The sequence below is a fragment of the Pararhizobium sp. LjRoot235 genome, from assembly GCF_964254145.1.
Taxonomy (GTDB): domain Bacteria; phylum Pseudomonadota; class Alphaproteobacteria; order Rhizobiales; family Rhizobiaceae; genus Pararhizobium.
On sequence record NZ_CAXUSP020000002.1, the window covers coordinates 107549 to 120430 of the forward strand.

Consider the following 12882-nt stretch of genomic DNA (forward strand, 5'->3'; position numbering starts at 1 on the left):
CCGATGAACATGATCATACGCCGACAGCGTGTTGCTATCCGGCAGTACGGGTGAAACTGGATTGAGACCGGTATTTACTTGGGCAAAGTCTACCTCGATGCGCCAATGCTCTTCAACCACAGCGATAACAAATGATCTGTCCGAATTGGAGTCTCTTGACGTATCCAGAAACCGAAAGCTGCGGCGTTGCGGCTTTTATGCAACTTTGCAATGAAAGCAGGCACCGGCCGCTTCCTTGATCACTTGCGTTCCCTTACAATCCCTTTCGGATGCAGAGGAGTTCCGCCATGAGCGAAGACGCCTTCAACATGTCGATCCGCAAGTTCTTGAAGGAAGTTGGCGTCACTTCGCAGCGCAAGATCGAAGAGACGGTGCGCGAAGGCCAAACCGACGGCAAGAAGCTGAAGGTCCGAATGACGCTGACGGCGGAAGGCACCGGCCTCAACCACGTAGTGGACGGCGAGATCGAACTTCCATAAGTCCGGCGAAGCGATCGCTGATGACGCGCAGCCCGCCTATGCCGGGCAGAAATGTTCTTGTTCTGTGCGTCGAAGATCGCGTAATGCCTCAACAGGAACATCGCTGTCAGAGGGCCGATGTGAAGTCTTCGGAATGCGACACATTTCGCTGGGACCGCTAGTATTTGTCATGCAGGTGCATTACATTCACAAGTGGTGAAGGAGGTTCGAACATGGCTTCAAATGCACTTGTCCAGACTCGGATTGATGCCGACGTCAAAGAGCGCGCCACGGCGGTTCTAGAAAATATGGGTCTTACGGTCTCGGATGCTGTCCGTATCCTGTTAACCCGGACAGCGAATGAAGGCGCCCTGCCGCTAGAACTGGTTAGCCACAGCGAGGCCCACGATGCCTGGTTCCGTGCGAAGGTTTTGCAGGCGCTCGAGGACACGCGACCCGACGTCGAGGATGCCGACGTCGATACGCACTTTCGCGAGCGCCGTGCGACAGCTTAGCGCAAGGTCGTGGCGGGTGATCGATGAGGCTCGTCTGGGCGCAATACGCGCTTGATGATCGCGACACAATCTTCAGCTACATTGAGAAGGAGAGTCCGAGGGCGGCGGTCCACGTGGACGAGGAAATCGTCCGCGCTGCCCGTCGACTTGTTGACTTTCCCGAAAGCGGTCGTTCTGGCCGGATTGCTGGAACACGCGAACTTGTTATCCTGCGCACTCCCTACGTCGCAGTCTACGTGGTGTTAGCGGACAGGATTCGTATTTTGCGTGTTTTGCACGGCGCCCAGATGTGGCCCATCGAGCTCGCCCACGAGTAGATGTGACTACATCGCTCCAGGTTCGATTCCGTTCAAGGCGGCCAATAGCATTCTCGAGCTCAATCTGTTTTTAAAGCGGGACTTTCGTCAAGGATCGCCGGTTCGTTGTTCGCTACGCCCTGCTGTTCAGGTATGTCAGGATCATCGCAACCGCCGTGGGCACAAGAATGAGCAGCGAGTTTGCCCGTCGGCTCCTCTTCTTGATGCTTTCAATGGTGTCGGGGGCAACTTGCATCGCACATCCATCGATGGGCGTAGTTCGGCAAGCATTGATTTGATCGGCGATCTCTTGTGCACGTTGAGGATCATTTCCGGTATAGGGCGAAAGAAAAAAGGTCTTGGCTGCATTAAAAGCATTGGGCTGCGAGAAATCGTCACGTTTGGCCAAGGCGCGCTCTCTTCCAGTGTGAAAAACGCAAGAAATGTCGCGCTTCCACTGCTGGTGACGGCAGCTTTGCCGAGCTTATCGAGGTTCAGTATCGAGCTACGGAACATTCCCTCGCCAATTAGCCTGTTGTTATCGAGCACGAGCCGCGGATATCCACACCGTGGCCCGAGGATTACAACTACGCCAGCAGTGATAAATAAACTTCCGAACACCGGTCCGATGAAATCGAATAGGCGCCCCGCCAGGGTCGCAGACGTCCGATATCAAGAAATATCCAGATTAATAAAGCACCTAAGCCGATACCAGCAATGCATAAGAAGATGTCTCGTCGGGATCCCTTCGGATAAAAGACCAGGCGCGCTTCTTCGCGACCAGGCGTATCGAACTTACTTTCGCTCATGCTCATTGAGTTCCCTCGAAGCCGGAGCCGCATAAGCGTCGCAGGCCCGAAGGACAGATCCGCGAATGCCTCTCCTTGCGCTCCTCCAAGCGTTCGCTCTTTGCAGCATGAAGGGCAACCATCTGGACGCTCAGACTGATAACGCCACCGACGACCGCGCCCGCAATTGCGGCCCAAAATTCTGAATCCAATGCCACCATGTTAAAGGCCTCTATTGGTCCTCAAAGCGGATATCCTGCCCGCGATGGAAGACGCGCAGAATAATCACGCTGTCGTCCTCGACTACAAACGCAACGCTGGCGCTCCGCTCGAAGCCGACAACCCCGCAGTCCGGGCCGGTAGTCACTGCGCACAGTGCCACGCTTGGGAGCCGGCGGGTGGTTTGTGCGCTGGAGGTGCGATAAGCGGCCGAATGGGAATTGACCTGCGCTGACCTTGAGCGGACGAGTCTTCGGCTCGCGTTGCCCGCCAAATATTCAAGGGTCTAGACCGGTGGCGCGGTAGTCGATATTTGCAGGGCATGTTGCGATACTGAAGAGGTCGCCGAAACATCACCGCAGACATCCAAGGCTCTCAAAGTGAAAAAAGTCCAGCGCAGCTTTGCCGTCGAATACAGATCTGGTCGGCGAAAAATCAATTCCAAACCGAACTCGATCTGGGGAGACATGGATCTCAAGTCCGTTGCGCAAGATCTGCACGAGGCAACGCCGTTCTTGCCGGGAGCTTCTCAGAGCAGCAGCAGCGAGATTCCTTTCGCTGGAGAAGAACAGGCCGCGGCATTGTTGACACTGCCGATTGGGCAGGAGACAAATGCATCGGCTTTACAGGAGACCATAATGGCCGACGAAAACAATACGATGACTGATGCCGACACGCCGGCCGCAGCGGCGCCCGAAGTACCGAAGAAGGAGCGCAAACCTCGCGCCAGGAAGGCAGTGCCTGAAAAGGCCTCAGTGGCTGTTTCGGCGCAACCGGCAGCGGCTTCGAATACCGCAGCTGGAAAGCAGAAGAGAGGACGTAAGGCAAAGGCCGACGAAGGTACGATGAGTGCCAAGCGTGCGCCTGCCAAACGTGCTCCGAAGACTGTGCAGACAGCGACTGCTCCTTCGACGGCGGCTGTTGATGAGTTCGCGGATCTTCTGCAGCTGGAAGAGGAAAACCAAAGACTGCGCAAGCTGCTGGCTGAGAAGCTCCGCGCTGAAAATGCCGATCTGCGAAAGCGGCTCAACCTCGGCTGATCGGCAGCATTCGGCCAAGCGGTGGCCGCAGTCTCATGCTTATCGAGATGAACATGTTGGCGGCGGTTAGTCCTGCCGCCAACGGTTGTCTTTGCAGCCTGCCATGCGGGGTATAATTCGAGGTCGAATAAAATGGCGTCTCCATGGAAACTTCTTGCTCGGCTGGTGTCACCGCGACGGCAGCAGAGGCAAGAACACGGCTCGACCGATGACGTGAAGCCGGACGTATTGGCCATCGCCAGGCCGACTGAAACAGCCGCCGACAAAGGGTTGAACGCCGCGGGCCGTCCGGCCGACGAAAAGCCAGTCCCTCACGATCAAATGGAGGCGGTGCCAGCGGACCCGGATCATTTCGGGAAAACAGCAAGCGGTGTTCATGGCACGGCAAATATCGAAGGCGCCAGGTCCGTGGCAGCGGCTGATCAAGCCTCACCCGATGACGCCCATACAGCTGCACATGACGCGCCAAAGTCCTTGGCGACTGGCGAAGGCGCAACACGAAAGCGCAGCAAACGGGGCAAGAAAGCGGAAAGGGGTGAAGTCGTTCCGCAACCCTCCGTTCCCACCGTTTCTGACGATGCAATCAGCCTTGATGAAGAGATCAGGCTGCTCCGGGACCAGCTGGCGCGCAAACTTCAGCTCCAAAACGCACAACTGAAAAGGATGCTGGAGCGGTTCGAGCCCTGAACCTGTCATTATCCATTCTCCGGACTGCGTGCTTGAGGAGGGTGTAGAACACATATGGTTAAGCTCGGCCGAAGACGCAGCAGCGGCCCTAGTCAGACGACCACAAGCAGCAACTTGCGCCTACCTCGAATTTTCCGCTGATCAAACGTGGGGGAGCCGGTTCGTATCCCATCAAGACCTTTTAAAAGCTCGTCGGGCCTATTGCGGACATTTGCGATTAATGTGTTCAACGACGGCTTTGCGCCGTCATGTCGGCCGTTCACGCCACCCACTGAAGTTCCCAGAAGCAGTCGTTCTGCTTCGCTAGTGGTCACGTCCTGAATGCCTCCCGTCATTCCCAACCGGCGCATTCGGCTTCTTGGAGACGTCGGAACAGAAATCGGTCATGCTGACGTCGCAATGCACACCAGCAACCTCCTTCTAGCTTTTCGCACCCTCGATGCGTGCCAGCACGCCGTCCAGAGCCTGGGTCAGCGCCGCCTTTCCGCCCTTGGTTTCAAAATCCGAGAGCACCTGTTCGTTCAGTCCGCCCTTGGTGGCGAACTCCCGGCTTAACTCGCTGAAGGATTCGATGTCGGTTTTTTGCGCTCTATCTGCGAGGCTCTGGAAAAGCGGCGCGAGATACGCTCGCCCCTTCGATCTTTCAAGGCCCTTGTCCGCCAGCCATTCCGTTGCGAATTCCATGACGCCGAAGTAGGTCGACATCAGCGCGCTGACGGCCGCGAGAAGATCATATTCCTTTTTCGTTTCGCACTGGACAGCATTGCCGAGGGCGTTGAACAAAGCCGCCGCTTCGACGTCCGGCGGATAGATCGCGGTAACGCCGAGACGGTCCTCGACGAATGGCAACGGGATCGCCTGCACCAGATGCACGTCGGCGCCGATCCAGTCGAGCAGGCTCTGCCGCTCCGTTGCCGCGACGACGCTGATGACCGACTGGCCTTCCCGGAACGAGAGCGCCTCGATGACCTCCTTTGCGATCTGCGGCCGGATGGCGAGAAAGACGATGTCGCTGAAATCGACGACGGCCTGATTGTCATCAGCCACGCGCACCGATGCGAAATCGGCGGCAAGTCGGGCGGCTATATCCGCGCTGCGCGGAGAAAGGTGCACTTCGGCCGCATAGGGGGTGGTGGTCAGAAGTCCGCGAACCATCGCTTCGGTGATGGCGCCGGTGCCGACAAAGCCAATGCTGTTGACGCTCACGATCTACTCCGCGGCTCGCAACGGACCGAGCGTGACGTCGGTGGTGTAGTTTTCGCGCATGAAGTTGATGAAATTGTCCTGGAACTGGCGGGTATGAGCATGCGCGAGCTCGTCGGCCAGGTCGACATTCTTGTCCCGGATGGCGTCCAGCATCTGGCTATGTTCGTCTGTCAGCAAATACCCTTCATGTGTTCGCTCAAGGTACTCGAAATGGAGGTGGAGCATGCGCTGGCCCTGGGACAGGAGCTTCTCGTAGAACGACGCGAGATACTGGTTCTTGCCGGCATAGGCGATCGCCATATGGAATTCTTTGTTCGCCTCGGACATGGCGAGATGATTGCCGGTCCTGACCGCCGTCGCAAAGGCCTTGTCGCGCTTGGCGATGACCTTCAGATCGGTATCGGTGCGCAACGCGGCGGCGAGGCGGGTGTTCATGCGCTGGGCGATGTCTAGGGCTTCCACATATTTCGGAAAGGTCGCCACCTCGATCGGTGCAACGATCGTGCTGCGGTTGGAAAGCGTCACCACGAGCTCGTCCGCACCGAGACGGATCAGTGCTTCCCGCACGGGTGAGCGGGACATATCGAAACGTTCGGCAAGCGTCGTCTCGTCGAGAAGCTGGCCAGGCGGCAGCGTCAACGCCAGAATCTCGTTGCGGAGCGTGTCGTACACGCTTTTCCAGCCGGTACCTCGGATTCGTTTCACTTCAGTCTCGTCAGACACTTAGGTCCCTTTCATCGGCAGATGCGGCATTGGGCCAGAAAACCATCGTCCGGGCAATGTAATTTTTCCGCTTGACTTTGTCGACACGCTGTTGACACATACTAGTCAGTCGACACGCAGCCGACAAGAAAATAATAAGAACGGCCAGAGCCGACGAGTGGAACCGCGCACTTCGCGCACAGCAAAAGAGGAATGCCGATGCTTTCGAAGATGATCACGTCCGCCATGCGGACGCTGCCTGCGCTCGCCCTGATGGGAGGTCTTTCCGTATCCGCCGCTCATGCCCAGACTGCCGAGGGTTATTGGCAAGGTGTTCAGAGTGCGGGTGTCCTGAAATGTGGTGCGGCGGTTGCTCCGCCTTACATCATGCGGGATCCGGCGACTGGTGAATATTCCGGCTTCTACGCCGACCTGTGCCGCGAGTTCGCGGATGTTCTCAAGGTCAAGCCCGAATTCGTCGATACGACCTGGGACAACATCGTGGCCGGGCTCCAGGCAGGCAAATGGGACATGTCGCTGGCGCTCAACCGTACGCCGGCCCGTGCTATGGCCGTCCAGTTCTCGATCCCGGCGATGGAGTACCAGATCTCGCTTGCCTACAACAAAAAGAACCCGAAGATCCCGGTAGGTTCCGCTTCGGTTGCCGACATCGACAAGGCCGGTGTGACTATCGCGGTTATGTCGGGTACCGCCCAGGACAAGGCGATCTCCGCCGTCGTCAAGAATGCTACGATCATGCGTCTTCCCGGCAATGACGAGACGCGCCTCGCGTTGACGTCGAAGCGCGCCGATCTTCTGGTCGATGCTTCCGACACCAACCAGCTTCTGACACAAGCCAATCCGGACTGGGCGGTCGCGATCAATCCGACGCCCGCGCTTGCCAAGCAGGGCGTCTCATTCGGTCTGCCCCATGGCATGTCGTCCGCCGATGTCGAAGTTGTGAACATCTTCCTGGAGGAGAAGGTCGCGACCGGTCATGTCGACGAACTGATCCGCAAGGCGGTGGATCAGGTTCTGACCAGCTCCAACTGATCCCTCTCGGCGTCGGCGCGAGCCGCCGACGCCTCCTTCTTGCTGAAATCGAACCGAGAGCGGCCATGACCATGTCCTTTAGCCTTCCCCTCGTAAAAATGCAGGCTCTCCATAAGAGCTATGGCAACGGCGCCGTTCAGGTGCTGAAAGGCATTGATATCGAAATGAAGCCGGGTGAACGGGTCGTCGTCATCGGTCCGAGCGGTGGCGGCAAAAGCACCCTGCTGCGCGTAATGATGGGGCTGGAAAAGATCGACAGTGGCTCGGTTTCTTTTGACGGAAAACCCTACATTTCGTCCGGAAATAGCGAGAGCAAGACGATCATCGATACGAATGTCCGTCGCTCGATCGGTATGGTCTTCCAGCACTACACCCTGTTTCCACATCTCAATGTTCTGCAGAACCTCATCCTCGCGCCCTGCAAGGTGCGCGGCGAAGCAAAGGCCAATGCGGAGGCTCGGGCGCAGGCGCTCCTGGAGCGCTTCGGTCTTGGTGCGAAGGCCAAGGCTTATCCCGCGCAGCTTTCCGGTGGCCAGAAGCAGCGCGTTGCCATCGCTCGCGCACTAATGCTCGATCCGAAGCTTATGCTGTTCGACGAAGTTACATCGGCGCTGGACCCGGAACTCGTTGGCGAGGTCGAGCAGGTTATTTTGCAGCTTGCCGCTCAGAACATGCCGATGATGATCGTGACCCACGACATGTGGTTTGCCAAGAACATAGCCTCTCGCGTGATCTTTTGTGCCGGTGGCGTCGTGGTCGAAGATGGTCCGCCGGAGCAGGTGCTCGGCTCCCCTCGGGAGGAACGCACCAAGGAATTCATCGACCGCGTCTTTCACATCAAGCAGTAGGAGGAGAAAGTGGGTTACACATTCGACTTCAACGCGGTCTCGCTTGCTCCACTGATGAAGGGCTTGTGGGTGTCGCTCGAGTTGACGGCTGCGGCAAATGTCATTGGCATCGTCTTCGGCTTTGGGCTGGCGCTTTTGATCATGAGCCCGATCAAGGCCATCCGGCTACCGTTCATGCTGTTCGTCGAATTCTTCCGCTGCACGCCGGCGATCGTTCAGATCGTCTGGATTTTCTATTGTGTGCCGATGCTGTTTGACGTGTTTCTCGATCCGATCACGATGGGCATCCTGGCCCTCGGTCTCAACCTGATGGCCTTTAACGCCGAGGCGTATCGGGCGTCCATTCAGGCCGTACCGAAGGAACAGATCGATGCCGGGATCGCCCTTGGTCTGACGCCGCTTCAGCGCGTTCTCTATATAGTCTTTCCAACGGCCTTTCGTGCCTCGACGCCGGTTCTCCTCACCAACGGTATCGTGATCTTCCAGCAGAGCGCGCTCGTTGCCATCGTCGCGATCCAGGACCTCATGTACCAGGGGAAGTATCTTGCCACTGAGACATACCGCCCGATCGAGACCTTCACCGTCGTCGCGCTTATCTATTTCGCAGTCTCTTTCCCCGTTACCCAGATCGTCGGCCTGCTCGAACGGCGCCGCCAGCGTCTCGTAAACTAGGAGGCAGCATCCATGGAACTCGACTTCTCCATTCTCAATAAATTCCAGTACGCGCTTCTGCTCGGATTGTGGACGACGCTGAAGCTTACCGCGATCTGCATTCTGCTCGGATGCACGTTGGGGTTCGTTGTGGGCCTCGCTCGCAGTTCGCGCAACGTCGCTCTTCGGGCAGTGTCGAGCGCTTATGTGGAGTTCTTCCGCGGCACGCCGGTTCTGGTTCAGCTATTCTGGATATTCTTCTGTCTGCCCCTAATGCTCGGCGTGGAATTTTCGAACTTTACGTCCGGCGTCATCGCGCTGACGCTGTACATGGGTGCGATCACATCGGAGACCTTTCGCGCCAGTTTGAAGTCAATTGGGCCTGAGCAATTCGACGCCTGCGTCGCTCTCGGCTTGCCTAAAAACGTGCAGGTAATCAATGTCGTGTTGCCGCAGGCGGTTCTTCGCGCCATTCCGACGCTGCTGTCCAACTGCGTCAGCCTGTTCAAGGAAAGCGCGCTCGTGTCGGCGGTCGGCATGGCCGATCTGATGTTCGTCGGCCAGAACATCTCCAACAATACGGCAAGGCCGGTCGAGGTGCTTACGGTCGTGGCACTCATCTACTTCGTCATTGCGTTTCCCCTGACGCGGGCCGTTTCGGTCATCGAGGCCCGCATCCTCAGAAAACTCGCCATCTAATCGCAACACCTTCACAGACAGGAGACACCCCATGAAACTGTCCGGCGTCATGCCCGCGCTCATCACCCCCTTCGATGCCAACGACAAGGTTGACTTCAAGGCCTATGAAAAGCATCTGACCGCCCTGCGTGCCGCAGGTGTGACTGGCTGGGTGCCGATGGGATCGACAGGCGAATATTCCGCGCTCTCCAATGCGGAGCGGGATGAGGTCCTGAAATTCGTCAAGGACTTTGCCAACGAGGGCGAAGCCTTGATTGCCGGCACGAATGCGCCGGCGACCCGCGAAGTCATTGAGAACACGTTGCGCGCCAAGGAGATCGGTTACGATACCGTCCTTCTTGCTACGCCATTTTATACCCGCCCGACCCAGGAAGAACTTCTTGCGCATTTCCAGAAAGTGCTCGAGGAAACCGACATCAACCTCGTTCTTTATAGCTATCCCTACAAGGATGGCGTCGAGATCGGTTTCGACATCCTCGACGCTCTGGCCGACGATCCTCGCGTTCTCGGCATCAAGGAAAGCTCCGGTTCGCTTCAGCGGGCGATCGACATCCACGCCCGATACAAGGGGCGTATCGATCTGATCTCTGGATCGGACGACATTGCCCTCGATTTCATGTTCTGGGGTGCCGACGCCTGGATCTGCGGGCCGGCGAACTGCATGGCGAAGGCCTGCGTCGACCTGGACCGCAGTTTCCGCTCGGGCGACCTTGCCAAGGCGCGTGAGAAGATGGTGGTTCTTTACCGCGCCATGAACATTCTGGAGAGCGGCAAGTTCGTCCAGAAGGTCAAGTATGGTTGTGAACTGCAGGGTCTTCCCGTCGGCATTTGCCGGGCTCCGCTCGGCGAACTGACCGCCGATGAGAAGGCGGAATTCACAGAGGCCATGCAGCCAATCCTGAACTGGTAACCCTTGTCATGGCGGGGCGCGAATGCGCCCCGATATCTTCTCTTGAGCCCGAGGAAAAGAAGTGTCTCCCATCGTCGTCGTCGGAGCTGGCATCATCGGTACCACCATTGCCTACGAGTTGCAGCGGCGCGGCCAGTCTGTCTTGCTGCTTGACAGGGCCGGGCCGGGGCAAGGCGCGTCCTATGGCAACATGGCGAGCATCGCGGTGACGGAATTCATGCCGGCCTCCCGTCCCGGAATCTGGGCGCAGATGCCGAAGTGGCTGCTCGACCCGGAAGGACCGGTGCGCATCCGGCCTTCATACATGCCGCGCCTGATCCCCTGGTTCCTGCGCTTTCTGGATGCAAGCCGTCCGTCGAAGCTCAGGACGCTCGAGGCGGCCAGTGCGGCTTTGTGCGCGCGTGTTTACGAGGATCTTGATGAGCTTCTCAAAATGACAGGCCTCGAGAATATGCTTAGCGCAGAAGGCTGCCTGAGCGTCTATGCCGACGAGGCTGAATTCCGCGCAGACCGTGACCATGTCGAGATTCTGGATCGTTTCGGCTTCCGTTACGAAATCCTCGGCGGCAACGCTATTCGTGATCTCGAACCCGCGTTGACGCCTAAGATCAGCAAGGCACTGCTTTTTCCTGATAACCGATCGATTTCAGATCCTTACAAGCTCGTTCTGAGATTGTTTGAAAAATTCCAAGAGCTTGGTGGGGTTATTCAGCGTGCAGATGTGGTCGGCTTCGACCATGACGATTCCGGCGTTACAGCCGTGCGCCTTGCCGATGGCCGCCGACTTGAAGCCGGCTCGGTGGTCCTGGCAGCCGGGGCTTTCACCGCACGCCTGTCGGCAATGCTGCGAGAGCCGATCCCGCTCGAAACGGAGCGTGGCTATCACACGCAGATCATGGCGCCCGGTCTTTCGATGCGCCACTCGATGATCTGGCCGGCACGGGCCTTCATGGTCACGCCTACGGCCGGCGGCATCCGCGTCGGCGGGACGGTCGAAATGGCAGGCCTCGATGCTGCGCCGGACTACAGACGCTCCAGGGTTCTGGTGAAGCGGGCGCGGGAGGCACTGCCTCATCTGAAGGTGGAGAATGCGACCGAATGGATGGGACATCGCCCGGCCATGCCGGACACGGTTCCGGTCATGGGCCCATCGGCAAAGCGGAAGAACGTCTGGTACGCCACCGGTCATGGACATCTCGGGCTGACATATGGCGCGACCACCGCGCGTCTGATGGCCGATCTCATCACGGGCGTCACGCCGCCCATCGACATGAAACCCTATCGCGTCGACCGGTTCTAACCGCACGCCACGCTCGACAGGAAGGAATGCCAATGCGAAACGAACTCTACATCGATGGCCGATGGGTCAAGCCCATCAGGGGTGGTAGCAACGAGGTCACGAACCCTGCGACCGAGGAGGTCATTCAAACGATTGCCGCCGCGACCGAGGAAGACGTCGACCTCGCCGTCAAGGCGGCCCGCCGCGCTTTCGACAAGGATGGCTGGCCTAAACTATCCGGCGCCCAGCGTGCGACCTATCTTCGTTCCATCGCCGACGGCATTCGCGCGCGCCAGCCTGAGATCGCCCGGTTGGAAGTTCTCGACAACGGCAAACCGTTTCCGGAAGCGGACTGGGATGTTGCGGATGCTGCAGGATGCTTTGATTTCTACGCGGGGCTTGCCGAGCAACTCGATAGCAATCCGGCGGAAGCAATCGCCCTTGCCGACGACCGGTTCACGTCGAAGGCGGTGAAGGAACCGATCGGCGTGGCGGGTGCCATCATTCCCTGGAACTATCCGCTGCTGATGGCCGCCTGGAAGGTCGCGCCGGCGCTTGCGGCTGGATGCACCATTGTTCTCAAGCCCGCTGAACAAACGTCGCTGACGGCGCTGGAGCTGGCCGCCATCGCCGATGACATCGGCCTGCCTGCAGGGGTGCTGAACATTCTGACCGGCGCCGGTTCCGTGGCTGGCCAGGCGATCATCGATCACAAGGGTGTCGACAAGCTGGCCTTTACGGGATCCGGACCTATCGGCTCGAAGATCATGGCCGCCGCCGCCCGCGACATCAAACGCGTCAGCCTCGAACTCGGCGGCAAGTCGCCCTTCGTCGTCTTCGAAGACGCCGATATCGGTGAAGCCGCCGAATGGATCATGTTCGGCATCTTCTGGAACCAGGGGCAGGTCTGCTCGGCGACGTCCCGCGTTCTCGTGCAAGAGGCCATCTATGAGCGCCTGCTCGCGCGCCTCGTCGAGGAGACCAACAAGATAACGATCGGCAATGGTCTCGATGAGGGCGTGCTGCTGGGGCCGCTGGTGTCGAAGCGCCAGTACGAACAGGTTCTCGCAGCGATCGAGGGTGCACGCAAAGCCGGGGCGACGGTTGCCTGCGGCGGAACACGTCCGGAAGGATTCGACAAGGGCTACTATCTTCGCCCGGCGGTGCTGACCGATGTTCCGCTCGACAGCGACGCGTGGGTCGAGGAAATCTTTGGCCCTGTCGTCTGCGTCAAGCCCTTCAAGACGGAGGAGGAAGCAATCGAACTTGCGAATGACACTCGTTTCGGGCTCGCCGCAGCGGTGATGTCCAAGGACGATGTTCGCGCCGAGCGGGTCGCCGCTGCCTTCAAAGCCGGGATTGTCTGGATCAATTGCTCGCAGCCAACCTTCACCGAAGCGCCCTGGGGCGGATACAAGGAATCCGGCATCGGTCGCGAACTCGGCCGCTGGGGTCTCGAAAACTACCTCGAGACGAAGCAGATCACCAAATACGTCACCGACAAGCCCTGGGGCTGGTACATCAAGTGAGC

Annotated in this window: 17 protein-coding genes; 13 read left to right on the plus strand and 4 right to left on the minus strand. The window is 58.5% G+C overall.

All coding sequences use genetic code 11. The features are described 5' to 3' along the window. Positions 1-287 precede the first annotated feature (287 nt). From ACSQ2Z_RS21105 to ACSQ2Z_RS21115, 3 genes are all read left to right on the plus strand, one after another. Positions 288-479 (plus strand): DUF6494 family protein, encoded by a 192-nt coding sequence (locus ACSQ2Z_RS21105; protein ID WP_436083233.1) that lies wholly within the window; start codon positions 288-290, stop codon positions 477-479. Positions 480-691: 212 nt separating this feature from the next. Then, complete coding sequence (locus tag ACSQ2Z_RS21110; RefSeq protein ID WP_436083234.1) at positions 692-973, plus strand: type II toxin-antitoxin system RelB/DinJ family antitoxin; 282 nt, start codon at positions 692-694, stop codon at positions 971-973. Positions 974-996: 23 nt separating this feature from the next. Continuing rightward, positions 997-1290, plus strand: a complete 294-nt coding sequence (locus tag ACSQ2Z_RS21115; protein WP_436083235.1) for a type II toxin-antitoxin system RelE/ParE family toxin — start codon at positions 997-999, stop codon at positions 1288-1290. A gap of 112 nt (positions 1291-1402) precedes the next feature. Here the strand turns inward: ACSQ2Z_RS21115 and ACSQ2Z_RS21120 are convergent, their stop codons facing one another. Together ACSQ2Z_RS21120 and ACSQ2Z_RS21125 are read right to left on the minus strand one after the other, a co-directional pair. Continuing rightward, positions 1403-1678, minus strand: coding sequence for a hypothetical protein (locus ACSQ2Z_RS21120; protein ID WP_436083236.1), 276 nt, complete (start codon positions 1676-1678; stop codon positions 1403-1405). Positions 1679-1856: 178 nt separating this feature from the next. After that, the gene (locus tag ACSQ2Z_RS21125; protein ID WP_436083237.1) at positions 1857-2084 is read right to left on the minus strand and encodes a hypothetical protein; all 228 of its coding nucleotides are present in this window, start codon (positions 2082-2084) and stop codon (positions 1857-1859) included. Positions 2085-2322: 238 nt separating this feature from the next. Here ACSQ2Z_RS21125 and ACSQ2Z_RS21130 point away from each other — a divergent pair, with 238 nt between their 5' ends. The 3 genes from ACSQ2Z_RS21130 (at position 2323) to ACSQ2Z_RS21140 (ending at position 4003) form a co-directional block, all read left to right on the plus strand. Beyond that, positions 2323-2511, plus strand: coding sequence for a high-potential iron-sulfur protein (locus ACSQ2Z_RS21130; RefSeq protein ID WP_436083238.1), 189 nt, complete (start codon positions 2323-2325; stop codon positions 2509-2511). Positions 2512-2656: 145 nt separating this feature from the next. Beyond that, positions 2657-3316 (plus strand): transcriptional regulator, encoded by a 660-nt coding sequence (locus ACSQ2Z_RS21135; protein ID WP_436083239.1) that lies wholly within the window; start codon positions 2657-2659, stop codon positions 3314-3316. 132 nt (positions 3317-3448) lie between these two features. Continuing rightward, positions 3449-4003, plus strand: coding sequence for a hypothetical protein (locus ACSQ2Z_RS21140; protein ID WP_436083240.1), 555 nt, complete (start codon positions 3449-3451; stop codon positions 4001-4003). 420 nt (positions 4004-4423) lie between these two features. Here ACSQ2Z_RS21140 and ACSQ2Z_RS21145 read toward each other — a convergent pair whose 3' ends face one another. Continuing rightward, on the minus strand, positions 4424-5209 hold the full coding sequence (locus ACSQ2Z_RS21145) for a pyrroline-5-carboxylate reductase (RefSeq protein WP_436083241.1): 786 nt from the start codon (positions 5207-5209) through the stop codon (positions 4424-4426). A gap of 3 nt (positions 5210-5212) precedes the next feature. Continuing rightward, positions 5213-5932, minus strand: coding sequence for a GntR family transcriptional regulator (locus tag ACSQ2Z_RS21150; protein ID WP_112858603.1), 720 nt, complete (start codon positions 5930-5932; stop codon positions 5213-5215). Positions 5933-6130: 198 nt separating this feature from the next. Here ACSQ2Z_RS21150 and ACSQ2Z_RS21155 point away from each other — a divergent pair, with 198 nt between their 5' ends. The 7 genes from ACSQ2Z_RS21155 (at position 6131) to ACSQ2Z_RS21185 (ending at position 12880) form a co-directional block, all read left to right on the plus strand. Then, entirely contained in the window at positions 6131-6964 is an 834-nt protein-coding gene (locus ACSQ2Z_RS21155) for a substrate-binding periplasmic protein (protein WP_436083242.1), read from the plus strand. Between the two features lie 65 nt (positions 6965-7029). Next, positions 7030-7812 carry an amino acid ABC transporter ATP-binding protein gene (locus tag ACSQ2Z_RS21160; protein ID WP_436083243.1) on the plus strand — a complete coding sequence of 261 codons (783 nt, stop codon included), beginning with the start codon at positions 7030-7032 and terminating at the stop codon, positions 7810-7812. Between the two features lie 9 nt (positions 7813-7821). After that, positions 7822-8484: an amino acid ABC transporter permease gene (locus ACSQ2Z_RS21165; protein WP_436083244.1), complete on the plus strand. Its 663-nt coding sequence runs from the start codon at positions 7822-7824 to the stop codon at positions 8482-8484. Positions 8485-8496: 12 nt separating this feature from the next. Beyond that, the gene (locus tag ACSQ2Z_RS21170; RefSeq protein WP_436083245.1) at positions 8497-9162 is read left to right on the plus strand and encodes an amino acid ABC transporter permease; all 666 of its coding nucleotides are present in this window, start codon (positions 8497-8499) and stop codon (positions 9160-9162) included. 31 nt (positions 9163-9193) lie between these two features. Next, positions 9194-10072, plus strand: a complete 879-nt coding sequence (gene dapA / locus ACSQ2Z_RS21175) for a 4-hydroxy-tetrahydrodipicolinate synthase (RefSeq protein WP_436083246.1) — start codon at positions 9194-9196, stop codon at positions 10070-10072. Positions 10073-10133: 61 nt separating this feature from the next. Then, complete coding sequence (locus ACSQ2Z_RS21180; protein WP_436083247.1) at positions 10134-11372, plus strand: NAD(P)/FAD-dependent oxidoreductase; 1239 nt, start codon at positions 10134-10136, stop codon at positions 11370-11372. Positions 11373-11404: 32 nt separating this feature from the next. Next, positions 11405-12880 (plus strand): aldehyde dehydrogenase family protein, encoded by a 1476-nt coding sequence (locus ACSQ2Z_RS21185; RefSeq protein ID WP_436083248.1) that lies wholly within the window; start codon positions 11405-11407, stop codon positions 12878-12880. The last annotated feature ends 2 nt before the right edge of the window (positions 12881-12882 follow it).